This is a genomic window from Spirosoma liriopis (assembly GCF_023196085.1).
GTDB lineage: Bacteria > Bacteroidota > Bacteroidia > Cytophagales > Spirosomataceae > Spirosoma > Spirosoma oryzicola.
The window spans coordinates 1,878,231-1,903,080 of sequence record NZ_JALPRF010000001.1; the positions used below are offsets into that span (position 1 = coordinate 1,878,231).

Genomic DNA, 24,850 nt, shown 5'->3' on the forward strand with positions numbered 1-24,850 from the left:
CGGTCTTTGAAGAAGCAGCTTTGCTACACTCACTCATACACAATCAGTACACCATAGCCCGAAAGTACTCAAGCAAGCTAAACCGCATCACCAAGCGCTGACCGACAAATCCACTAACTTGGTAGTAATGTTTGTATTGGAGGAGTCGATGGCTGACCGACCAACAGCTTTGTAGATAATTGAGACTGCTTTCTCTATCCGCTGCCATCCCTCTTCGCTACGCAGATCAATGCCGATAACAGTCCGGTCGTTTTGAGCCTGGATTGTTAAGTAAGAGAGCGCACCTAAGATTATAGCGGAAATAGCATGGTAATCACAGCCTTTGATAAAAGCAAGTTGATCGACCAGGTGCGTAAGCTCGCCATCCTGCGCTTTGCTAATCACATCCGCGAGCGGGTCGTTGTCTTTTACGCCTGCTTTAAACAATTCGCGAGCTGAGCGCGAGACGCGGATGTGGCGAAAAAGTTGCAACGATTGAGACGACCATAAATTCGCTAAATCTCCGGGATGCGCTGGCTGTATTTGCTCCAACCATGCAGGTGTATAGTGCGGAAACATCCGGCCCATTCGTACAAAGTATTCCAGCAAACCATCTACACCACCAAAATATCGGTATATCAACGCTTTGCTTACGCCTGCTCGTTCGGCAATAAGGTTGATACTAACGGCTTCGGTACCCCCTTCTGCTAAAATTTGCTCTAAAGTATCGATAATACGCTGGCTGGTCAAAACTCGATTTCGTACCATTTTTTTCATACTCGTTTCTCGCAGGTTAAATGATTTGCTTGCTTTATGCCAGCATGTATGCCTATTGAATCTATATTTTCAAAGATAAAAAACATTCGTTCTTTTTATTTACGTTTTTTATCTATCGGTAACTATATCTAAAACAAGTAACTTATTTTTTAATTTAATTAATAGAAATAATACTAAGTTCAGTTTTTATTTTTGGCCGACCGGACGTGTGTATGGCAGGAAGCGTAGCAGCTTATAAAACCCCTTATGCACGCTTTTGTGAATCGGTTGAGTCTGAAATTTGCAACAGTTGATCCAACTCTAATGTAGTGCTTTGTAGACCGACCAATTTGTCTCATCAAACGTAGCACGAACAAGAAAAAGTCTTTGCTTGTGACTACATCCAACTTGTCATATTGAGATCGTTTGCTTGAAGAAATACCATCGTTTATCTACATTGGCCTGCATAATGATTACTAAAGTATTCAAATAGACAGTTTGATGCTTATTGAAGCAACCATTACACTAGTAGCACAGGCGCTATTATAAACCGAGTAGCAGATGATGATGAGAGGTAATAGCTTATAAACTGCGGTAGTCTATTGGCAGTAAAAGCCAATTCAGTTTCCACAAATAAGCCAGAACGCATATGCGTTCTGGCTTATTTGTGTCTATCTATTACGTATTGTCTGTAATTTAAACAGTAAGTCGTTGCAGGCAGGCTTTATTGTTGAGTGAACGGCAAAACAAGAAAATAAACCTAGTAAACATTAAGTAGAATTTGTTAATACATGGAAAAAGAAGTTAATACAAATCTTCGCTTGTTGTTTGTCTATCTCGTTACGTGTAAGTCATCCAGGCAGCCTGCTTGCAGTTAGACTTAATATTTTGATTTAAAAGCCTTGTTAACACAAATAAGCCAGGCTACAAAGCAACCTGGCTTACCCACTCCACTACTTTTTATGTACTTCTTTAACCAAGTATTTTTGTGGATTGCCCACAGTAGTGAGGATTTGGATCAAAAGAAAACCCCTACTGAATAGCAGGGGTCTTGTGTGTGCGAATGGTGCCTCATCACAGCTTTATACTGGAACCAAAACCTCACATTCTTAACAATGTTTAAACAACCTATACAACGGGAAAATCTAACTTGATACTTCGTAGTGCACTTACTTTATCAGCCTTTATAGACAGCTCTACGCTATCCTGTTTTATCAGCATAACTAACTTTACCCATTATGAAGCGGCTTTTTCAGTCAATTCTTGTTTTTATTGGACTCTTGTTTATCACTTTACCGGCTGCGCTTGGCTGGAACAAAGCTACTCACATGGCGATTGGGGCTATGGCTTACCAAGAGCTGAATACCACTTCACCCCAACTGCTACCTAAGCTATTGACTATTCTTAAGCAACACCCTTACTTTCAGAACCGATGGGCTCCTCAAATGGCCGCGCTTAAACTGTCGCAACAGGAGCAGGATGAGTACCTGTTTATGCTAGCGGCTCGCTGGCCTGATGACGTGAAAGGAACAGATCCTTATCATGATCACTTCAGTTGGCATTTCATCAACTATGTTTATGCACCACAACAGGGTATTGCTCGTAGCGACAGTGCGTTACCAACCGGCGAAACGATCTTACAAGCCTACGCATTAAACAGACAGTTACTTAAAAGTAATGTGGCCGACAGTTCTAAAGCGATTGCTCTGTGCTGGCTCTTTCACCTCACTGGTGACGTTCATATGCCCTTGCATACATCAGCACTGGTTGGCACTCAATTTCCTCAGGGAGACAAAGGAGGCAACTTATTTAAAATAAAGCTTGCCTTGAGCAGCAACACCACCAATCTCCATTCCTTCTGGGACGGCATGCTGTTGAATTCGGATGATTATCACTCAGCCGATAGTTTAGCAACCCAGGAACGAGCAGCGTTTTCGCGAACTCAATTGCCACAGTTAGGTAATCCGGACCTTATCGCTTGGTCAAAGGAAAGCTTTCAATTGGCGCAAGACAATGTATATCGAAATAACACCTTGCAGGCTGGCTCCGAAACAGAAGGATCGGTGTTGCCACCAGACTACATAGCTACCGTCAAGCCCATTGCCCGGCGCCAGGTCGCTCTGGCCGGTTATCGGCTCGCAGACGAACTCGTAGCAGACCTATCAAACTAGCTGCATAAGCCTTTCGCTATAGCATCTTCTGGAAGCTATGTTCTTCTTATTAGCTAATAGTCGTGCAACCAAGGCCTTTAGATTTCTGCGATAAAACGTAGCATCAACAGTAGCATAACTGTTTCGCTTACAAAGTATTGCCAAATGGTTCCTATTGTGACGAGTGGATCATCTATTAGTCGTAACTGATGAGACTTCGGGTAAACTTCCTTACCGTTTCGATTTATCTCTTTGCATTAATTCTATCCACATCTGTTTATTAACGTTCTGTAGTATAGCCCTGTAGAAGATCGCAAGGCTATACTACTTTACAATATTTGTTGATAGGACTCATACCTGGTATAGTGTAACAAACGTAGTTACTAAACAACGATAAAACTCTGTGCCAATAAAGCGTGTTGAGCCCAATCGCAGAAAGCTGTCTGCAAACCCCTTCTAGCTATACGGATAACTTCTGGTAAATATGATGTCGAATCCATTGACTCAGAACAGGAGGTAGCAAAAAGTACACTTGGTGAGGTTATTTATTGAAGAGTATACATACCGCTCAATATATTTACATAATTGCATCAGTAGTAACGCTCCATAGGTGCTACTTACTTATTATTTCGCCATTGTGGCATATTTACACATTAGAAACACATTAAATACGGATTATGCTACAAAAAGTATATGTTAATACTTGTAGCGCAATTGAATTGTATACTTTTTATGTTGCTTAATCGAATAAATATCTAGTTACCATAGTTCTGTTAGCTAGTCTCAACTTAAACTAGCTAATGACCTACCTATGAAAAAAGCCAGGCTAGCCGATGAGCAACTGGTTAACTCGTTTCAAAACACGAATTCACCTGATAGCTTTGAAGCACTTTATAGTCGGTATGTGAGTAAAGTTTACCACAAATGCCTTTCCATTACCAAGGATTCTGAAGCCGCTCAGGACTATACGCAAGACATTTTTATTAAAGTATTCAATAAACTGGACTCCTTCCAGAACCAGTCTACTTTCTCAACCTGGCTTTACTCTATTGCCCATAATTATTGTCTGGATCAGCTTCGGATCAGTAAACGCCTGACAACAGAGCCGTTATCAGACGAACAAGCCAACGGCCTTCCCGAAACCAGTTCGGCTTTTGTGCTCGAAGAACGTATCGAGGAGCTTGAAGGCGTACTTAATCAGCTACCCAAGGAGGAGGTCAAGCTGTTACGACAGAAACATGAACAAGGATTATCCATCCGGGCGCTCAGCCAACAGTATGGTATTTCGGAAAGTGCAGTTAAAATGCGGCTTAAGCGCTCGCGGGAGAAGCTTCAAAAACTGTACGCAAAGCAGCTTCTGGAGTAACCGACAAGCTAATTAACCAGCCACTGAATTCGCTGATTCTGTTCCTGTAAACGCAAGGTATGCCTGTGGAGCCGTTCAACATCGCTGGCTGTCAAGGCAAGGTTCTGCGGTTTGTTCATCTCGTTAAGCATACAGCGCAGCTCGGCCAGCATACTCTGACGGATCGTTTCCATCTCTTTTACCGAATGCTGCTCATCCATAGCCACGAGCTGAATAGTAACGTCAGCCATGACCTGCTTTCTTAATTCAATGGATTGCTCCAGCAAATGGTACAAATCCTTGAACGTACTGATAGCCTGACGCCAATCCTCTAACAGAGTAGGCAGATCTCCCAGCCTCAGCTGGGCCTGTAGCCCATTCCGGCCTGGAGAGGTACTATTGACTCTTTTGTTTAACATTATCAATCGTATTACTCTGTTTAGATCAAAACTTCTAAACATCGTCACACATCTTTATTAGATGCTCTCTACTTTGTTTTTGCCTTACCTCTGCTCTTTCTGACTGGCTTCGTCCCCTCATTAGTACAACCGCAATCACGTTGGTAGCTGTAAAAAATGGCCCGTCAGTTGCCACTGGCAGGTGATTGCCACAAACCGACCACATAAGTTTCTGGCTTCTTAGTAGACTCTTACGAACAGGCCTCAAATTACCTTAACAGCCGAGCTTCTCCAGGCTGTCTCTATTCATTATCAGTCGTTTATTGCTTCTTCGTAAAGTCAAGGTTGTACAGTACGTTTACCCAGATACCACTGTTGAGTTCAACAACCGACCGACTGGAGGCCGGGTCTGGGTCAGCATGTTGCCTGATTTGATAGAGATAGTTTAGCTCTAGTTTGGCATTGTTAGTAAATTGATAGCCCAGGCCACTAGACAAGCGGTTCTGATTAAAAACGTTGTCATTCACGTTTCGGCCAAACCCTATAAATAATTCGTCAAAGGCATTCAAATACCATTCTTTATCCTCAATTGTTTTGCCCTGTAGCGGAAATTCCAGCGATAATTGATAGCGGATACGGTTTTGATATTCCCACTCCTGTACAGCCCCCTGACCGCTCTGGTCACGCGAGCCTAACCAGCGTTGCTCTAACCGAAGGCGATGTGTCAGCCCCAAACTACCCAATTGGTCCTTCAGCGAGATATCTTCATAAAGTCTGTTTTCCGGCTCTACACGGCCCATTACCTCCGGGTAGTTACCATAACGATAGCTTTGAAAATAGGTATACCCTCCCGACAATTCCACGCGTTCGGTTAGTGTACGAACGAACCCCAGCCGTGATAATAGCTGTTGTGGCTGTTGTACCCAGTCAACCCGGCGTCCCTGGAACTCGGTATGAATTGCCCATTTTTTTGCGATCTGATGATCGCCAGCGTAAACAAACCAACATAACGTATTCGCATCCTTTAATCGGGATGCCTGCCCTAAACAGGTAAGTGTACCTGCCAGTCCAACAAGGCCAGTCAATAAGAGGTGCTTCATGCGCAATGAGATAAACAGCAGCTAGCTTATTTGCTTTTGATGGATAAGCAGTCAGAGTAGGCACGAAAACGACAATTCAGTTTGAGCCTAACAAATTTGTTTGTATACTGAAGCCATAATCCTGCTCTTATAACCTGTGCAATCCAGCCGTTTGTTTTAACGCGGTCGAAGCTCCTATTGGAAAGTACAGCGTCGTTTGGTTGTTCGAAGGTGTACGAGCAGTTTCCATTCGGAGAATTCTAAAAAGCGTTTCAACCGCTGCATCTTATGCAGTAAGCTTATGTCAGGACAACTACACAACCTTATTTTTCTCTGTTTAGGTTTGGTCTTTAGTGTCTCCCTACTGGTCATCGTTGCTCAGAAAGTAAAGATAGCTTACCCTGTTTTTCTGGTATTAGCTGGCTTAGCCGTAAGCTTCGTACCCATTGTTCCAGCTATACACATTGATCCAGAATTAGTTTTTGTGGTCATACTACCGCCCATCTTGTTCGATGCCGCAAATAATATGTCTCTCAAAGCCTTGTGGAAATGGCGACGGATTATCAGCGTAATGGCTCTGGGCTTTGTCTTGTTCACGGCAACTGCCGTTGCCTTTGTTAGTTACTGGCTTATTCCCGGCTTTACGCTTAGTCAAGGCTTCTTACTGGGCGCCATCATATCGCCACCGGATGCCGCTGCCGCCGTTTCGGTATTAAGGTACACCCGGCTTCCTAAAAGCGTTGTTTCTATTCTCGAAGGAGAAAGTTTGCTCAACGATGCCACCAGCTTGACGCTGTTTCAGTTTGCGCTGGCCGCTATCACGACGCATAATTTCGTTTGGTTTGAAGCCGTAACTGGATTTGTTATCGTCGTGATTTCCGGCATTGGGATTGGTCTTGCCTTTGGTCTATTATCGTACATCATTTATAAGTGGCTACCAACCAATGCAAACGTTGACGTTGCTTTCTCAATCGTTTTACCGTACCTGATGTACCTTTCGGCCGAAGCTGTTCATTCATCCGGCGTTCTGGCGGTAGTAAGTGGTGGACTGTTTACCGCTTATCAGGCTCATTTTATTTTTTCGCACCAGAGTCGCTTAAAGGCAGCCGCTCTTTGGTCGTCGGTCGTCTTTATTCTGAATGCCGTCATTTTCTTCTTGATTGGTTTACAACTTCCCGAAATTACCGAATCGATAAAGAGTATACCCGTTCTTACCGCATTCAACTATGCCCTGATTATTACACTGGTCGTCATTATCGTGCGAATTATATCCGGCTTTACCAGTTCAGCATTTACCCGGTTTATCAGCCGGTACATTACGGTGGCTCAGAGCAATCCCGGCTGGCGGAACCCGATTATTATTGGCTGGGTCGGTATGAGGGGCGTTGTATCGTTGGCGTCCGCAGCTTCCATCCCGTTATTGTTACCCAATGGCCAGCCCTTTCCGGACCGAAATCTTTTCCTGTTCATTACGTTTGTTGTCATCATTGTTACGCTGGTAGGCCAAGGTCTTTCGCTACCCTGGGTGATTCGCAAGGTGAAGCCCGAAGCATTTCCTAACGCGAAGTCTGATGATCAGCAGCGGCTAGAAATCGAGCTGGAATTGTATCACGTCGCTTTCGATAAATTGACTTCAGGTTATGCGCATGATATTCGGCACAACAGCCTGCTTGAGTACCGCGCTCAGTTCCTGAAACACAAGTTACAATTGTTGAAAGAAGCGAACAGCGATGACGGTACACGAGCAAGAGCGGTTCACTTGATCGGCCACTTTCAGCAGATTATGATGGAAGTAACGGAACAGGAACGCAAAAAACTACACTCTTTTCGGAATCGGGCGGACTATGACGACGATGTAATCCGCGCCATTGAGCACAGACTAGACCTGGAGGAAGAACAATTACAGGAAGATAGCGACGATCTATAGTGCCGTTATCGTCAAAAAATCAAGTAAGTAATTCTTATTGGGTGAGCGTATACGTTCTTATCAAATTTATTTAGCTAAGTTCTGGTGTTGATTGCAGCGATTTACCCAGATGGTTGTTACACAAAGCATTGTAAAGCAATACAGCGGAAAAACAAATATAGGGATGTACTGCATCTGTTCCTGCATTAGCCATAGCGCAACATCAGAAAGGCTATAAGCCAGCGGAGGAATCGCTATCAATAAGACAACGGCTATTACTTCGAGTAAATATTTCATGACTGAGTTCGAAGATGAAAAGAGGTAAACTTTATCCAGCAACACTATTTACAAGAAGTAAGTTTAGTTGAATACCAAATTCATGTATATACATTATATACTATTTAAATTGATGCAGCGGCTAACGAACTGGTTGAAATTCGCAATTAATCTAATCGCTTATCGAGAACCTCTTTATCGCTGTTAAAGTCTACAGTTGCTTGGGTTGATGGTAGCTAGTATAATCGTTGTTCTTCTCTGGGTATATCATCGCTTTAAAAGCCATCCAATAGCAATAATCCCCGACAGCATTACTGACGGGGATTAGTTTTCAGTACGAAAGTCCCTGCCAAATCGTGGACTTGGCAGCGCTTGAAGTACCAACGGCGTCTATCTCGTTGTATACTATGCAAAGGTAATATAGCATCATTACAAGTATACTAAAGACAACCACAAATTAATTGACCGGCAACTTAAGGCCACATATTGGCTACTTCTGCTTATTGGATGGCTACCATTCTTTGTAATGTCTGTGCATTACGAACGGCATTACCCGCTCCGTCGTTGTTGAAGTATACATACACATCTTTTCCTGCACCAGTCCATTCGTTAATTCGATCAGCCCACCACTGCAAATCGGTATCTGAATAAGAACCGCCATACAAGTACTGATGATCTGGGCCATGCAATCGGATGTACACAAAAGGAGCTGTACTCAATAGTAAACATGGTAGCTGAGCCCCGCTCATAATGCAGTAAGCTACCCGATGTTGTTCCAGCAGTGAAAAAGTAGACTCGTTATGCCAGCTCACGTGTCTAAATTCTACCGCTACTTGCATCCAATGGGGAATTTGTTCCAGAAAATAAGCCAACCGATTGTAATCGTAAACGTGCTGAGGAGACAGTTGTACGAGTAAAACCGCCCTTTTCTCACGCAACTCGTGCCAGCACGCTTTGATCCGTTCCATCCAGATTTCGGGGGCATACAGTTTTTTTGCGTGAGTCAGTCCCCTAGGCGCTTTAACGGATAAGAGAAAATTTTCGGGTAACCGCTGATACCATTGAACAAACGTAGATTGTTTAGGCCAACGGTAAAAACTGCTGTTCAATTCTACCGTTTGAAACTGCTGCATATAGTAATCTAACCACTTATGAACTGGCGTATGATCCGGGTATAGAACATCTTGCCAGTGATCATAACTCCAACCGGACGTTCCAATGTAAATGCCCATACCGTTCCATTTAGTAAATGAATAGCCGATAGCCGCTCAACGACTCGCGTACTCAAAGATGCTTTCCGCACTAAAACGATTTTAAGCTCACCTAGGTTACCCAACACTTCTTAGCCAGTCTTCACACGGGAAGCTGATCATACATAAATTTCTTTTAATGAATACTGGTTACTTATTGATTGGTAGTTTATTATATTAGACTCGGTAGTACAAACGACATATCCTCCGTTGTTACTATCTGGTGTGGATATAGAAACCCTACTGGTTTTACTAGTAGGGTTTTTCATTAATCGTCAACACAACTATTTCTGTATCATCACTCATCCGTTACCCATTAGCTTTTGCGGAAAAATCTATGCTACCATATATGTCACCAAATAATAAATTTACAGTTGCGCACTATCAGAATATACAGTGAAGCAGTGTAGGATAGGTTTTTGTACATTGGTGGTTTAGGACACCTAAATAGCTTGCTACGTATTAGTCAACAACCTCCTTAGCGCCAACTCTCGGTTGCGGCTAACGATTAGTGAACTTCCATCCGTCATTGACACAACCAGAAATTTCTTACCGTCACCTCCCATGTCATACTGATATCCAGTAATATAGCCTGCGTTGATAAGGTGAGTTTTATTAATACGAATAAAATCAGGTAGTTCTGGTAATTCCGCAGCTAGGGTTTTCAATGTCTTACTGCTTGTAAATGACTTCCCTTCTCTTGCGAATATCTTTGTGTAATTACCTGTTCCTTCTAATCGAACGATATCCTTGATTAGCAACACAGTTTTACGATCAATGTAAAGTTCTGTTGACATTATTGATACTTTATGCAGTCGATCAAACCTACTTGCTCTTTTATGTAGCCGAGCATTATTTTGAGACTTAATTTAATCATTAAAACATAATATCACATTTTATGCCACAAATGTTACCGAAAGATATTTTACAAATACTAATTAACTAATATTATAAAAGCAACCAATAGTGTATACAAGCTTAGCGCATTCGACTTATACTATGATTGAATGTTTATTCGTCCAAACGTAAACAAAAAAGGTCACATCCGTTCAGATATGACCTTTTAACTAACAAGTACCAGGAGCGGGAGTCGAACCCGCACGGGCCGTAAAGCCCACAGGATTTTAAGTCCTGTGGGCTTTGTAGTTATATGGTCTTACCTGTATCAATAGTCTCTGATATACAGACAATTATAAAAAACAAGAGAATATCAGAAACTATAAAAAATCACCATTTGTTGTCCTATTATTGTCCTCTCACAATACGACACTATGGCTTCTATCGAGATTGTTTTGCGCAAAAATCAGAAAGCAGACGGCACTTACCCTCTTGCCATCCGATACACGCAAGACCGCAAGACGTTCTATACTTATCTCGGTCATTCTGTTCGCCTGTCTGACTGGGATGAAAAAGCCCACAAAGTAAAGAAATCTTACCCCAACGCAACACGCTTCAATAACATGTTGGCAAAGGCTGTTGCCGACTATAACGATAAATTGCTTGAAAGAGAGACAAACAACGCTGATACATCGGTTGAGGCGATGCGTTCAGCGATGATTGCGGCCAAGGAAAATACATTTTTCAAACAAGCGGCCATTTATTGTGATCATCTGCGTAAAACGGGCAAATCCAATCAGCTGTCAACAGACCAGCCAAGGATTAATCGCTTTCGAGAATTCATGAAAAGCGACAATATCAGCTTTTCGGAGATTACGGCGGCTGTACTCAAAAAATTTGTGGTGCACCTAAAGCATACACGCAACGTCACTGACAGAACAGCCGTAAATCACCTAGTTGTCATTCGAACTATATATAATCAAGCCATCACGGCAGGCGTAGCGGATCGGAAGCACTACCCTTTTGGCAAAGGCAAGATTACGATCAAATTTCCCGACAGTTTGAAAATCGGGCTATCGGCAGATGAAGTCAAACTGCTTGAGAATGCCGAATTGTCAGATGCTGAAAACCATGCGCGTAACTTGTGGCTAATCTCGTTCTATTTCGCTGGCATGCGCGTATCTGATGTGCTGCGCCTGAAATGGTCTGACTTCCAGAATGATCGCCTATACTACGCAATGGGTAAGAACCTTAAGGGAGGATCATTGAAAGTCCCAGAAAAGGCTCTCAGGATTCTGGAACAGTATCCACACAACAATCAGCACGACCTCGTGTTCCATGATCTAGCATCACTGCCGGATCTATCAAAGAGATATGATGTCCAAATTAGAATCAAGACAAGGACAAAATCCTGTAACGAGCGCCTAAAGCATATCGCTAAGAAATTGGGGATCATTAAGCCGATGACTATGCATATAGCTCGCCACACATTCGGCAATTTATCAGGCGATAAGATTCCTATTCAGCTGTTACAGAAGCTATATAGACATACCTCAATTACAACCACAATTGGTTATCAGGGAAATTTTATTCACAAGGATGCAGATGACGCTTTAAATTCAGTAATAGGCTAAGACGATTATGCCCTCATCTATGTTTTGGTGCAGGTACAAGACCTAACTCTTGCCACCGTTTCTGTAGGGTCTGAATAGTGTTGATACGCCACTGGCCTCCGTTAGGAGTTGCTATTTCTCGTTTGTCTAGTAGTTCGACTATTCCCCTTATTGTTGAAACTCCTGTTTCTGCTTTTATATTTTCGACTACTGAAAACATATTCATAGCGTATTTATCTGCTGCCTCATTCCTTTTTTTTGAACTTTCATGTGCTGCTTTCTTTACGATAAGTTTAGCTCCATCATTAGCTGCCTGTTCTCTACTTTTTATTATTGTAGATGCAAGTACCTCGGTAGTATAGTAGCTGTTATCTGTATCTACTAGTGAAAGGAATCTGAAATTTATGTTTTGGATTTTTTCGGCCAAATTGACCTCTTCTATCTCTTTTTCTTCGAAAATTGCTTTGACCAACTCTTGAGTATTAGATTTAAAAATACCTATTTCGAACCCTCTATCTAAAAACTCATCTACATATTTTAGCACTTTTTGTACCTCTTCATCTGTAAGTTCAGTAGAATGGGCTATTACGTTTTCTAAATCTAAAGCATAATCATATATAGATGCTTCGTCAAATAAATCGTTATTTGACACACTTGGTGGGGCTCCTTCTTTTATACCTATTCTGTACAGTAAAGAGTCCGTAGGTGCAGTTGGACTTTGACTACTAAATATATTCTTTCCTAAACCTTTTATAGGAGAAAGGCCATGTGTCTTAAAAAAGTCAGTTGGTATATTATTTCTGTTACTCACTTCATATATATAAAATTTTATGAAATTAATCAATTGAGCCCAGTATTAGCAAGAATTTAAGGCATTTATTTTTGTACTTTTATACACGCAAAACAGTACAAAAATAAATATTAGTGAAGATAGTTGCATATTATACACAAACTTCTGTACCTTTATGCAGCACAATAGTACAGAGCGAATATATGAAATGCAATAAACAATAGACGGCGCAATAGCTTTAAATGCAACAACGAGGCAAAAGCTTGTAGATAAAACTGGCATAAAGTAATTGAACGGTATGCCTTACATAAAAATTAGATCGGATCTGACTTCACAATCATTTATGAGGATACTCGCTTGCCTGTCATATCCAGAAGCCCTCAGTGAGGGACAATTGAATAACCATTATCCTACTATTTTTAAAATTTGACGCACACACTAACAAACATGATCATGAAAAATCTAAACCGAATTAACACTTCTGATAACATGCCATGCGGTGCCGAAATCATTGCCTGGCGGGACACTATACCTTGCCGGATACGTCTTGCAACTGGACGCATGCTCCGCTTGTGCGAGCGAACCGGTTTGTGGGTGCCGGTGCCTTAATATCAATACGAGTCTCAACCATTAATGAAAATTGAAATGTGGAATTTGACAGCAAAGTGCTGAATTCACGACAGGGAATGCTATACTTAACATCAAGGGAGAAATGGCTAATAGTCTAAGCTGCAACTATTCATATGCCAAAACAGTTGGTGACAATCTATTTAGAAAAGGCTGCATAGGAGCATACTTACATCGCAAGATATTATAGTCGCTAGAGTCAGTGCTTACAAGGAGTATTCAGACACGCCTGCAATTTATGAGGACAATCAGAGAACGGAAGCCCCTTTATGAAGTATCACATTCTTGACAATCCGTATAAACTGCCAGTCGGAGGCCGCGTCGTTGAATGGCGTGCAAAAAACTATATCGCATCTATTCAGAGTGAGGTATCATGTTACGGCTGAGTGATGCTGGTGTTTATGTTACGGAATAGTACACGCTAGGTTCGCCAGATTCTTAGCAAGACATACTTAATCAAATATTTTATAGGGTCATTTTACACCCTAGACAAGCATTCATTTGCGCATATGAATCGGTCATACTGGAAGACCGAATTTCATGAGATTCCAGTTCACACTTAGCATCTATTACAATGACTACAACAATTGAAACCATTTACGGTCCTATGTACGGAGAAGTTCTCGGGACTGATTGTACAGGCGTAACGAAGGTTCGTACTCTTTCAGGCGAGGTTTTGGTAAAATCACTTTACGACAACAGATTCTACTCCGCTGATTGATAAGGTAGGTAGGCGGGATGAGTTATCCGCCTACCTACCTCTGAAAACCTTTGATCTCAACTTTAACTGCTATCTATCCAATGGAAACATTCACTGGCCCCACTCGCGAATGGAAAGCAATCGCCAATGAACGATTGCTAAACCGTCCCGCTAGAAGACAAGCCTCCCTAAGCATGTTAGACTTTTCACCTTCAATAAATTCTAATCATGCCGACGATCCCATTGAGTTCTAATTCTTGCACAATATCCGCGCCAGGCGAAGTTGATGAATGGAATGATCTTACTTCGTACCGAATACGGCTGGATATGCGGTTTGTGATTCATCTAACCGCAGCTAATGACCTAAGCAAATCAGACACGGCCTAAGAGCTCCCCAAGCTTGTTGATTGTTCTAATGATGTACAATCCGATAGCATAACGCCGAATTTGCAGCAGGAACGCTTGCAAAGTTATGAGGACAACCAGAAAACGGAGGCTCCTTTATGAAGTATCACATTCTTGACAATCCCTATAAACTACCAGTCGGAGGCCGCGTCGTCGAATGGCGTGCGGAAAAACCGTATCGCATCTATTTGGAATGCGGCCTGATGTTACGGCTTAGTGCTGCTGGTGTTTATATCCCCGAAAAGTACATTCCACGCTCGTCAGATTCTTAGCGAGACAAGACACACTCAATCAAATCTTTTATAGAGTCATTCTACACTCTATACAGGCATTCGTTTGCGCAAACGGAACGGTTATACTGGAAGGCCGAAGTTTCGAAAGATTCCAGAGTCATGACTTATCACCTTAGCCATGTAAATATCATCTAGACAGTCGATGGGAAATCCAATCCATCCTTTACGAGCGGCTTTTATGAGTTGACCATCTAAGATCAGAATCGAACTAGATTCTCAAGCAATGATGTGTAAGGGGATATGCCCTTGCTTGGACGGTTTTACCCCTAAAGGTAATAGAGTTTAGTGACCGCTCTTTAACCGCAGATAAGCAATGCGGTTCCGGCCATGCCGGCGCGTGAATGGAGAAGGGCAGTTTAGCCACCTGTTCTTCTTACAAAACATAATATTCACATTAATCAATAATCGTTTATGAACACCATTAATGATTGGAAAAATGTTGATACCGCTTTCGATCTGGACAAACCCATATTCGACTTCGCTTCATCATCTGGACGTGCTCAATGGAACTGGCGGCATGCTGTAGAAGGTGTCGTTATTCTAGGGGGCATAGGTAGTGGAAAAACCTCAGGCTCGGCGCGATGCTTGGCATTGAAGTTCCTTTTAGCCAAAATCGGCGGCCTGGTTTTGACAGCAAAAGCAGACGAGAAAGAGCAATGGGAGGAGTATTGTCGTCTGACGGGGAGAACAAAGGACCTCATCATCCTAGAGCCTGGCGGTAATGAACGGTTCAACTTCATGCAATATGAGTCCACGCACGGTTCAGGCCAGAAAGCAACCGATAATCTCATCGATGTTTTGAAAGTTGCCATTGAGGCTGGAGAGCAGCAGGACGCCGGACGCAGCGATGATCAGTTCTGGAAGATTGCTCTTGATTCCCTGATTACAAATAGCATCGATCTATGCAAGCTGGCTTATGGCGAGGTGACTGTTCCCCTCCTCTATGACGTTGTCCAAAGCATTCCGCGTGGAAACAAAGTTGCGCAAGCCGAAGAATACGGTAAAGTTTACAATCAGGCATTTGATCTGGCGCGACTAAACATAGTCCATAAAATCGACGCGTATTTTGCGACACTGCCGACAGATAGGCAGGCGTATATAAGCAGTGGACAGGGCGGAGATGAATACGAGCTTGAGTTGATGGATGCTATCCCGGAAGTCCGGACGCTTAAATACATCGATCAGTTCTTCTACGGCTTTATCAATTTAAGCGAAAAGACCAGAAGTGTAATCGATTTCAACCTGTCAGGTTTTCTCTATCCGTTTTTACGCGAACCGTTTTATTCACTTTTCTGCAAAGGAAACTCTACGCTCACACCGGAGGATTGCTTACGCGGCAAGATCATCCTGATCAACGTTCCGGTCAAGCAATATGACCGCGTTGGCCGTAATATACAGATCCTCGTTAAATACATTTTTCAACGCGCGATGGAGCGCCGGAATGTAAGCGTTAACGCCAAGCCTGTATTCTTATGGGCTGATGAAGCACAGACGTTTATACATCCCCGTGACTCAGAGTTCCAGGCGACGGCAAGAAGCAGCCGGGTCGCAACGGTGTACATTTCACAGAACACGTCAAACATTTATGCGCTTATGGGTGGTGGCCACAGTGGCGAACATCGGGTTAACTCACTTCTTGGCACATTTGGCTCAAAACTATTTCATGCAAACAGCGATATCGGAACGTTAAATTATGGGTCCGCCTTGATTGGCGATGCTTATTTTGAAGATGGCTCGGAGAGCACGACAATGTCGGATCAGTACTCACAGACAAAGGGTCGGAGCTGGAAGTTTGACCGAGCGGTTAGGCCGGAGGATATCGTCAAACTGAAGACAGGCGGTCCCTTGAACCAATTCATCGTTGAAGCTTATCTGCATCGCCAAGGTGACCCCCTCGTTAAAGGTCGTAACTATATGCGTGTGGCATTCGATCAGCGTTACCAGCCTTAATAATTTTAGATAAACTGTTATAAACCAATTGACTTATGAACAACGATAAAAACAATTCCAAAAACGAAGCACTGTATTTTCAGGTGATGTATTCTCGTCGCAATTGGATTTCCGAGTTGTTTCTACAAATCTTCTTTGCAGTTAGCTCAAGACCGCGAATGCTCCTTGAAACGCCGATCAGGAGAAATATGGGCGAGCGGTACTTCAATTTTTCGAGTGCTCTGTTTCTTGCTTTTGTCTTGGCCGTCTATCCAATCCTAAAAGAAAAATTCTACTTATTTACGCGGTTAGGTGGTTACGATGTCGAGTTTAGCATGGCCAATTTTATTATGCATTACTTCACTTGGTACATCTATATTGCAGTTTTCGTTTATTCCGCATTCCAGCGGTACAATGAGGTGCGCCATCTGCCAGGTGTGTTTGATTTTGCCCGGTTTAGCTTATCAAACGGCTACATCCATCCTTTTTTCCGTAGCCTCATAATCAATGGTGAGCGGGCCGACAGACGCACAATTGAAACCGTTCTCGAACCTGGCCTCTTCTTTCTTGGTGGACTCGTTCTATGGATTTTCGGCCAGTCGATCGGTCTTCTCCTACTTATTTGCAGCATCTTTTATTCGCTAAGTTATATCTCTGCCTATCAGCAGGCCGATCACGTAATCATGGACAAAATTGATGCAGCTATCGTGAATGAGGAACTTGGCAGAACGATCATCGAAGGCCGTGAAATTGAAGAAACACGCGGTTTCAGCTTTATGGGCCGTCGTCCAGCTGATCCTACTCTTCAGCGACAAATGGTGGCCGTTTTGACGGGTCAGGACGAAACTTTCGCCCTTGTCTAAGCCAAAGCTGTGCTTCGGGAAGATGTCTGATAGTAAAATTAAAGAAGTAGCATCCCTTCATGCGTACACTGCTCTCCTGTCAATCCGCATTATTTGTGATGCATTGTTGCTAATAAATAAGAGGATTGACAGGATAAAGCGTAAGCCCGGTTTACACTTCTTCACATGATCCGAATGATCCAATCCCAGTCGAGCGGTCACGCCAAAGCCTACTTTCAGGACGCTTTGGTGAAGGCTGATTATTACCTGGCCGACCAAGAACAGGAGATAACTGGACGGTTAAAAGGTAAGCTCGCCGAGCGTCTAGGACTTAGTGGCCCTGTGACCAAGGACACATTCTTTGCTCTTTGCGAAAACCGAAACCCGTTATCCGGTAGTGCTTTAACTCCACGCACAAAGGATGAACGTACAGTAGGCTATGACATCAACTTTCATTGCCCGAAGTCTGTTTCAATCCTCAGCGCATTGTCGAACGACGAGCACATCTTGAATACCTTTCAAGACTGCGTACAGCAGATTATGCAGGAGATTGAACAGGATACTCTAACTCGTATTAGAAAAAACGGCGTTGATGATGAGCGTAAGACCGGTGAGTTGATCTATGCGGATTTCATTCATAAAACGGCCCGCCCTGTCGATGGCTCCTTGCCTGACCCGCACTTACATGCACACATTTTCATATTTAATGCTACGTTTGATGACGCCGAAAATCAGGTGAAAGCTGCACAGTTTCGGGAGATTCAGCGGTCCATGCCCTATTATGAGGCCAAGTTTCATAAACGGCTCTCGGACCAGCTGATTGAACTTGGCTATCAAATCCGGCGGACGGAGAAAAGCTTTGAGATTGAGGGTGTTCCTCAGCATGTGATCGACCTGTTTTCCAAGCGTACTGACCAGATCGGGCAAGCGGCTAAAGTAAAAGGGATCACCGACGCCAAGAGCTTAAGCGAGCTTGGCGCACGAACCCGCTCTAAAAAGCAAAAAGGCCACACAATGGGCGAACTCAAAGCGAACTGGCAACAACAAATACGGGATGTAGGCGAACAAACGAAAGGTGAAGGACGACAAGTTATCCGTTCTGCCCCCGTTAAAGATAAAGGCAATTTGTCCCCGCAGCACTGTATCGATCATGCCGTAGCACACGGTTTCGAGCGAGCCTCTGTACTGATAGATCGCCGGTTGCTGGCTCTCGCCTACCGGCACGGAATTGGCCATGCGTCAGTATCGGCTGAGGATATCAGTCGGGAATTCGCGCGTGACGACAGGTTTATCCATGTCACGGAGAAAGGGCGGGTTTTCACGACGACCAGACAGGTGCTGGCCGAGGAACAGCGCATGGTCAATCTCGCCCGGCAGGGACAGGGCAAGCTGAGGCCTCTCTATGCCAAAGCGCCTAAGTTGAAGCTGGAAGGCCAGCAGGCAGAAGCAGTCAGCCATGTCTTAACGACTACAAATCGGGTTTCTATCGTCCGTGGTGTCGCAGGTTCTGGTAAAACGACGCTGATGAAAGAGGCTGTACGCCATATGGAGAATGCTGGCAAGCAGGTCATCGTAGTCGCTCCAACGGCACAGGCGTCCCGTGGCGTCTTACGAGAAGAGGGCTTTGATCAGGCCTCAACCGTTGCCCAGTTACTGGCAGATGAGAAGATGCACGAAGCCTTGAGAGGAAACGTGTTGTGGGTTGACGAAGCCGGGCTGCTTGGAACTAAGGATATGACGGCCCTCCTCGATCTGACCAACCAGCAAAACGCACGGCTAATATTGAGCGGAGATACACGTCAACATGCCAGTGTTGTTCGCGGTGACGCTTTGCGTATATTAAATACCGTTAGCGGAATTCAATCCGCAGAAGTCAGCAAAATCTACCGTCAACGCGATAATCAATACCGCTCGGCGGTGGAAGATCTGACAAAAGGAGACGTTCACTCGGCCTTTGAAAAACTGGATGCGCTCGGCTCCCTTAAGAGTGTTGATCCGCTCGAACCAAACAAGGAACTAGTCCAAGATTATATCGGGGCCTTGCGCCAAGGAAAATCAGCCTTGGTTGTTTCACCAACACATGAACAAGGTGAAGCCGTTACCAAAGACATTCGGGAACAGATGCAGGCAAGCGGCCTTTTGAGTAAGAAAGAGATTGCAGTTAGTCGACTGACGAACCTCAACCTAACGGAAGCCCAGAAAAGCGACTGGCGCAATTTTAAGCCGGGCAATATTTTGCAGTTTAATCAGAATAGAACTGGCATCAAGCGAGGAAGTCTCTGGACGATTGAAAGCAGTACTACCGACGGCGTTATAATGCGCAACGAACAGCAGCAGACAATTGCTCTGCCATTAGAAAAGAGTAACGACTTTGACTTATACGAGAAAGGCCAGATTCCATTGGCTAAAGGAGACCACATCCGGATCACGCGCAACGGCTTTGACCAGGAGCGGAACCGCCTAAACAATGGTCAGATGCTGGAAGTGACCCGATTAACGAAACAGGGCGAGATTATCCTGCGTAACCGGGCCAGCAAAGCTGAATACCGATTAAACAAAGATTTCGGTCACTTAGCCCATGCGTATTGCGTGACCTCGCATGCCTCACAGGGTAAAACAGTAGATGAAGTTTTCATCTCGCAGCCAACAGCAACCTTTGCCGCTACCAACGCGAAACAGTTCTATGTATCGGTATCAAGGGCGCGAGACAAAGCACACATCTATACAGATGACAAACAACAACTGATGCACCAAGCATCAGAACTGGGGGACCGCCAGTCGGCCTTAGAACTGGTAGGGCGTAAAAATGTGGTCTTGGACCGTGTCCATGATCACATTCGACAGAATTTGGAACGAACGCCTAAGCCAAGGACAAAACAGACAGAATTGGTAAAATCAGAACGCCATAAAGATCGAGACTATGAACCAAGGCTTTAAACTTCGGTATGATCAGATGCGTCAGAGCAATCCAACTGGTTCTGACCCTCAGACAGTTGACCAGAACGATCATAGTTCGCCAGGACACGTACGCAATTTGTGTTTTAATTGGCCGGATGGCAAGCGCATGTTTTTTAATTATGCGTATTTGATCGCCTGTGAGTTTAATCCTGAAAGCGACAAAAACGCTATACAGCTTGTGTTTTCATCTCACATCGTGACTTTGCATGGTTATGGCCTTGATCCGTTATTTATATCCCTTCTCGATCATCTACCCCGATTCATTACAATGATAGATGAGCGGTATGTCTCAACTACGGATCAAGATATGATTGTAACAGCGATTGCGATTGGAAAAAATTAGAACCTCAAAGCATGCTACGGTGCGGTATAATAGACACCCATTGTTGCCCAAGCTTATGGGGATACTTATGAACACAAAGAGAGTCCCAAATCCGTGGCAACATAAATAGTATTGCCCTCTACGTATATATCGCTCGTATTCCAGCTACCCAGCCCGTTTTCCCGCGTATTTTTGAACGTTTTTCCGCCGTCAGTCGAAATGCTTACGCCCACATACGTGGCCACATAGACATTGTTGCCAATTACGTGGATCCCTTTCACAATATCACTGCCAAGTCCATTGGCTGTAGTCACGTGGGTGAAAGTTTTTCCCCCATCTGTGGTAATGTTCAGCCCTCCGGCACTGGTACAAAGATAAATAGTGTTGCCTACAGGATAGACCTTAGTTACAATGTGACTACTCAGACCGTTGGCCTCAGTTTTAAGATTGAATGTTTTACCACCATCATTCGAAATGCTTAAGCCATCATATGTAGCAGCATAGATGGTATTCCCTTCAGCATATACCCCAAATACTGAGTTATCACGCCCCAGCGGTATATTGGTAAACTTGTTTCCCCCATCGGTCGAGATGCTTAGCCCTTCGGGCGTGGCAGCATAAACGGTACTACCTGCTACATACAGCCCGAGTACCTTATCATCTCCTAATCCATTGGCTGTAGTTCTGTTGGTGAATTTAACTCCTCCATCGGTAGAGATACTTAATCCTCCGTTTGTCGCAGCATAGATGGTACTCCCTACAACAAAGACTCCATGCACAAGATTATTTCCCAGACCATTATTGACCTTAGTTCTGTTTATGAATTTCGTTCCGCCATCAGTCGAAATGCTCAGGCCTTCATACGTAGCGGCATAGACGGTACGACCTACAACATACACATCGCTCACGCGAGTGCTGCCTAGTCCACTATCCGTTGTTCTATTTGTGTATTTATTGCAGTTAGGGGCGTTTCCCTGCTGAGTATTCGCTCCCTGTTGGGTATTTGTTCCTTGCTGAGCGTTTGGATCATCCTGCTTGCAACGCGTCGTCAATAGCAAAAGACTACTCAACACGAGAGGTTTCCAAATAGGATCACTGATTAAAGCCAAGTTCAACTTACTTGAAAAACGAGAAAAATAAAGAGATAACATACTTGATAGAATATTTACAGTTGATCGATACCGAAATAACTTTCAAAAAATAAGAGCTTACTTCTCATATCTGATTTTGAATACACCTTTTTTGATAGTTAGCGGCGTAGGTCCACTTAATGCATTATCTGCGGTGAAAGTACCTTCAATCCATGGGCTTGTAGTGGACGTAATTTCAACTGTGCAATCCTTATCATTCATCCAGTTTTGCTCAGAACGCTTCTCAACCGAACTAACGGTATAGCGAAAGCGCACTGTGTTTTTATAGTCGTCAATAACGGTGCTTGATTTATGAACCCCTTTGAGCGTGCCTATATCCTTCAGTTCACCTTTAGTACTTAAGTTAATTGTAATAGACTTCACGCCTTCTTTTGGAACTTCAGTAGCAGCATAGAATGAATATCCATAGATACCTCCTGTCCCAGCAGTTCTTAGTTGGCTACTGGCAATGCTTATACCGAACTCTAAAGGTTTTCCATCTACCTCCATGGTCATATAACCTTCCGGGTTTTTAAATTTTTCAGGAGCGCCAGGGATAACTGAATTCCCAGTTGGTTGAGGGGTGACAGTGTCATCTGATTTAGATGAAGTACAGGATGACTGAAAAACAACGGTCAACAGTAGGACAGTCAGAAAGAGATAATAAAAAGGCGCTTTTCTGGCGTTGGTTGTTTTGTTTTGGTAAAGTGACATCATAATAAGAATTATATATTTGAAGCAGAATTTTAGTGAAGCGTTTATCACTGGAAAACGTTACAAAAAAAAATGCCCATTAGACTTTACCGCTCTAAAGCGTTTCGTTCTTGTTTCATTTTTGTTCCCGTATTATGCATCCCACTGAAAGCCAACACTTTAATAAGGATATACAAACTCTGCGAGAAAACATTAAGAGGAAGTACCACCAGTACCACATTCGAGATAAGAAGGCATATCCAGAGATTGAATACAATACAAGCCGGGATAATTATGCTCCACTTCGCAAGTCATTCGAGCATGAGTTCTACGAACTTCAGGGCATTGACCGGCGAAATAATGATATCCATATTCCCAGCACGAATACCTTGGCGTTGATTTTCAGCAATAACACTTATGTGCCACGCAAGCGCATCTTATTGACGTGCCAAGCTTATGCTGAGGTATCTGCAGAAACCTCTGACCCGCCTATTGATCCAGCTGTTTCCTCTTCTGTTCCGAAAGCTGGCGCTCTAGTCGTTGCAAAAAGGGGGCACACTATGATCCGTCTCTTTCTAGGAGTAGGTGTGATGATATCGGTGGGACTTTTAATCTATTTCCTAACTGGCCAGCCTCATTTGCCTCCCAGCGGGTTAACGATCCGCCAACCAACTAACGGTCAAAAGGTTCCTATGGAAGTTCGGATTGAAGGTAAAGTAGTTAATGCACAGACTGTCTGGATTGTGATCAAGTACGTTGATGGTCTTCGGCATTGGGTTCAACCTCCTATTACAGTCGAACAGGACGGCACATGGAAGGGAGTAGTGTATGTCGGTGAAAATGTTTATGGAGATGTGGGTTTGCGTTCCCAAATTCGGGCATTCGTTAATCCGCGTCAAGAGATTAAAGACGGCCAAGTCCTCGTTTCGTGGCCTGAAGCAGAGCTATCATCAAAGGCGGTGGAAGTCATCAGAACACCAGCCTTAAAAGCTCATTCATTCAAAGCTGCGCCAAGCAACCTAGTCCTAGAGCAGCCGACTAATGGAGAAATCGTCTCCAGAGAAACTTTTGCCCAAGGAAGAGTAAACAACGCCACGACGGTTTGGATTGTCGTTCGCGATCCAATAAGTCATGACTACTATGTCCAACCTCCTATAGAAGTTGCAAGCAATGGCGTCTGGAAGGGACCTATCCACATAGGAGGCGATAATCCAGCGCACATTGGTACCCAGACTGAAGTGCGGGCATTCGTTAACCCAGCCCAAATCTATCGGGAAGGACAAGCTCTTCCCACGTGGCCTGAGGCAGAGCTCTCGTCGAAAGCTGTCAAAGTAGTGCGGGGAAAAAAGCGCTAATACTTTCAGTCAGTGAGTTTGAAGGAAGGGTATTTTAGATCACTGACTTTTAATCCCGCTTGGAGGCTATACATTAGAGTATAGACGTTGTCCGAAAGAGGAATCGGCCTCGGCGCACCAGCGATGCTTAGGCTGACGGTATCAACCACCAAGATAGAAAACTGTACTAAAATCAATACGCATTAGCACCTCCAGAATACCGGATCAGCTTAACTCATAGCTAGACCTTGTAGCGTGTGAATATATTCAACAGCTCTTTGCGCATGTGATGCAGCCTGAAAAATAAAGCGTTTATCATCCTGTAGGGCTTGCAACCAGGATTGGATATAAGCCGCGTGCTTGCTCTCTGGCATGGGTTCAAAGCCAAGGTCAGCGGCTAAGAAACAGGCTCCAAGTTCGGCCACTAGTTCTTCCTTGGCATAACCCGCATCGCCGTAATGTTTACGGCCAAGATCACGGTTTAGCCGTGTTGGGTGACGGGTCCAGTGCGTGATTTCATGAGCGAGAACAGCGTAATAGCTCTCAGCACTTTCAAAGCTTTCAATCGGCGGCATCTGCACTCGGTCAGTCGTGATCGAATAAGAGGCTTGCGTACCGGTATAGATGTCAGCCTTGGTTTGTGCGAAGAAACGGTCAAGCGTTTCGTTTCTGGCAACCGGATTGACAACCGATGATTTCGGCTTTGCATAGAAGGCCTCTGATAAGCCGTCGATTTGCTGGGCGTTAAAGACGGCGTAGCATTTAAGAAACGGAATCTGCCGGGTGCTGGTTTCACCGTTTTGGTCCTCTTCTTCCTTGGTCATCTTGTCCGCGTAGACGACCTGCGTCCCCTTCTCGCCTTTGCGGACGTTGGCTTTGAGGTCTTGAGCCTGTTTAAAGGTCATCCAGTAAGGCGATGTATAGCCTTGCTCGGCGGCTGTTCCCCACAACATGAGCGTGTTGATACCAGTGTAAGGTACATCGTTCCAGCGTAAGGGCCGCAGAACCTGCCCTGCCAGATGGTCGGAATTCCAGGGCTTACGCCAGGTCAGATTGCCTTGCTCTAGATCGGTCATGATTTTTGCGGTGATCCGGGCATAAACATCATTCTGAGTGGTGGTTTGTGAGGTCAAGGTTTTCTCCTTCCGGTTGCGGGTTGATGGATCGAAGCGTTTTGGTGTGATCATTGTCTGTTCTCCACGGGTCAGGGTTACGGAGATGACAAAACCCGGCGTCTG

General features: G+C 44.1%; 19 protein-coding genes. 9 read left to right on the forward strand and 10 right to left on the reverse strand.

What is annotated here, in order from left to right; translation table 11 throughout:
* Window positions 1–87 precede the first annotated feature (87 nt).
* A complete protein-coding gene (locus M0L20_RS07760; protein ID WP_248476356.1) occupies window positions 88–756 on the reverse strand; it encodes a TetR/AcrR family transcriptional regulator in 669 nt (222 codons plus the stop codon).
* A 1,217-nt stretch (window positions 757–1,973) separates the two neighbouring features.
* Here M0L20_RS07760 and M0L20_RS07765 point away from each other — a divergent pair.
* Together M0L20_RS07765 and M0L20_RS07770 are read left to right on the forward strand one after the other, a co-directional pair.
* A complete protein-coding gene (locus M0L20_RS07765; RefSeq protein WP_248476357.1) occupies window positions 1,974–2,906 on the forward strand; it encodes a S1/P1 nuclease in 933 nt (310 codons plus the stop codon).
* Between the two features lie 790 nt (window positions 2,907–3,696).
* Window positions 3,697–4,251, forward strand: a complete 555-nt coding sequence (locus M0L20_RS07770) for an RNA polymerase sigma factor (protein ID WP_232560284.1) — start codon at window positions 3,697–3,699, stop codon at window positions 4,249–4,251.
* Between the two features lie 8 nt (window positions 4,252–4,259).
* On the opposite strand, the gene M0L20_RS07775 is transcribed toward M0L20_RS07770, so the two are convergent.
* Both M0L20_RS07775 and M0L20_RS07780 read right to left on the reverse strand, forming a co-directional pair.
* A complete protein-coding gene (locus M0L20_RS07775; protein WP_248476358.1) occupies window positions 4,260–4,649 on the reverse strand; it encodes a hypothetical protein in 390 nt (129 codons plus the stop codon).
* Window positions 4,650–4,948: 299 nt separating this feature from the next.
* A complete protein-coding gene (locus M0L20_RS07780) occupies window positions 4,949–5,728 on the reverse strand; it encodes a DUF2490 domain-containing protein (protein WP_248476359.1) in 780 nt (259 codons plus the stop codon).
* Window positions 5,729–6,008: 280 nt separating this feature from the next.
* Between M0L20_RS07780 and M0L20_RS07785 the strand changes: the two genes are divergently transcribed.
* Window positions 6,009–7,634 carry a Na+/H+ antiporter gene (locus M0L20_RS07785; RefSeq protein ID WP_248476360.1) on the forward strand — a complete coding sequence of 542 codons (1,626 nt, stop codon included), beginning with the start codon at window positions 6,009–6,011 and terminating at the stop codon, window positions 7,632–7,634.
* Window positions 7,635–7,700: 66 nt separating this feature from the next.
* Here M0L20_RS07785 and M0L20_RS07790 read toward each other — a convergent pair whose 3' ends face one another.
* From M0L20_RS07790 to M0L20_RS07800, 3 genes are all read right to left on the reverse strand, one after another.
* Window positions 7,701–7,910 (reverse strand): hypothetical protein, encoded by a 210-nt coding sequence (locus M0L20_RS07790; protein ID WP_248476361.1) that lies wholly within the window; start codon window positions 7,908–7,910, stop codon window positions 7,701–7,703.
* 479 nt (window positions 7,911–8,389) lie between these two features.
* Entirely contained in the window at window positions 8,390–9,121 is a 732-nt protein-coding gene (locus M0L20_RS07795; protein ID WP_248476362.1) for a DUF72 domain-containing protein, read from the reverse strand.
* 473 nt (window positions 9,122–9,594) lie between these two features.
* Entirely contained in the window at window positions 9,595–9,936 is a 342-nt protein-coding gene (locus M0L20_RS07800) for a LytR/AlgR family response regulator transcription factor (protein ID WP_232560290.1), read from the reverse strand.
* A gap of 474 nt (window positions 9,937–10,410) precedes the next feature.
* Between M0L20_RS07800 and M0L20_RS07805 the strand changes: the two genes are divergently transcribed.
* Window positions 10,411–11,610: a site-specific integrase gene (locus M0L20_RS07805; RefSeq protein WP_248476364.1), complete on the forward strand. Its 1,200-nt coding sequence runs from the start codon at window positions 10,411–10,413 to the stop codon at window positions 11,608–11,610.
* Window positions 11,611–11,623: 13 nt separating this feature from the next.
* Here the strand turns inward: M0L20_RS07805 and M0L20_RS07810 are convergent, their stop codons facing one another.
* Window positions 11,624–12,433 (reverse strand): hypothetical protein, encoded by an 810-nt coding sequence (locus M0L20_RS07810; RefSeq protein WP_248476366.1) that lies wholly within the window; start codon window positions 12,431–12,433, stop codon window positions 11,624–11,626.
* A gap of 2,382 nt (window positions 12,434–14,815) precedes the next feature.
* Here M0L20_RS07810 and M0L20_RS07815 point away from each other — a divergent pair.
* The 4 genes from M0L20_RS07815 to M0L20_RS07830 all read left to right on the forward strand — a co-directional run bounded on the left by M0L20_RS07815 (window position 14,816) and on the right by M0L20_RS07830 (window position 20,476).
* Window positions 14,816–16,354 carry a type IV secretory system conjugative DNA transfer family protein gene (locus M0L20_RS07815; RefSeq protein ID WP_248476376.1) on the forward strand — a complete coding sequence of 513 codons (1,539 nt, stop codon included), beginning with the start codon at window positions 14,816–14,818 and terminating at the stop codon, window positions 16,352–16,354.
* A 35-nt stretch (window positions 16,355–16,389) separates the two neighbouring features.
* Window positions 16,390–17,196 (forward strand): hypothetical protein, encoded by an 807-nt coding sequence (locus M0L20_RS07820; protein WP_248476377.1) that lies wholly within the window; start codon window positions 16,390–16,392, stop codon window positions 17,194–17,196.
* A gap of 174 nt (window positions 17,197–17,370) precedes the next feature.
* Window positions 17,371–20,112, forward strand: coding sequence for a MobF family relaxase (gene mobF, locus M0L20_RS07825; protein WP_248476379.1), 2,742 nt, complete (start codon window positions 17,371–17,373; stop codon window positions 20,110–20,112).
* Window positions 20,096–20,476: a hypothetical protein gene (locus M0L20_RS07830; RefSeq protein ID WP_248476381.1), complete on the forward strand. Its 381-nt coding sequence runs from the start codon at window positions 20,096–20,098 to the stop codon at window positions 20,474–20,476. Before mobF ends, M0L20_RS07830 begins: the two co-directional genes overlap by 17 nt.
* Before the next feature lie 65 nt (window positions 20,477–20,541).
* Here the strand turns inward: M0L20_RS07830 and M0L20_RS07835 are convergent, their stop codons facing one another.
* Together M0L20_RS07835 and M0L20_RS07840 are read right to left on the reverse strand one after the other, a co-directional pair.
* Window positions 20,542–21,606 carry a ligand-binding sensor domain-containing protein gene (locus M0L20_RS07835; protein WP_248476382.1) on the reverse strand — a complete coding sequence of 355 codons (1,065 nt, stop codon included), beginning with the start codon at window positions 21,604–21,606 and terminating at the stop codon, window positions 20,542–20,544.
* 57 nt (window positions 21,607–21,663) lie between these two features.
* Entirely contained in the window at window positions 21,664–22,302 is a 639-nt protein-coding gene (locus M0L20_RS07840) for a hypothetical protein (RefSeq protein ID WP_248476384.1), read from the reverse strand.
* Window positions 22,303–22,433: 131 nt separating this feature from the next.
* Between M0L20_RS07840 and M0L20_RS07845 the strand changes: the two genes are divergently transcribed.
* The gene (locus tag M0L20_RS07845) at window positions 22,434–23,633 is read left to right on the forward strand and encodes a hypothetical protein (RefSeq protein WP_248476386.1); all 1,200 of its coding nucleotides are present in this window, start codon (window positions 22,434–22,436) and stop codon (window positions 23,631–23,633) included.
* A gap of 209 nt (window positions 23,634–23,842) precedes the next feature.
* Here M0L20_RS07845 and M0L20_RS07850 read toward each other — a convergent pair whose 3' ends face one another.
* The gene (locus M0L20_RS07850) at window positions 23,843–24,799 is read right to left on the reverse strand and encodes an ArdC family protein (RefSeq protein ID WP_248476388.1); all 957 of its coding nucleotides are present in this window, start codon (window positions 24,797–24,799) and stop codon (window positions 23,843–23,845) included.
* Between the last annotated feature and the right edge of the window lie 51 nt (window positions 24,800–24,850).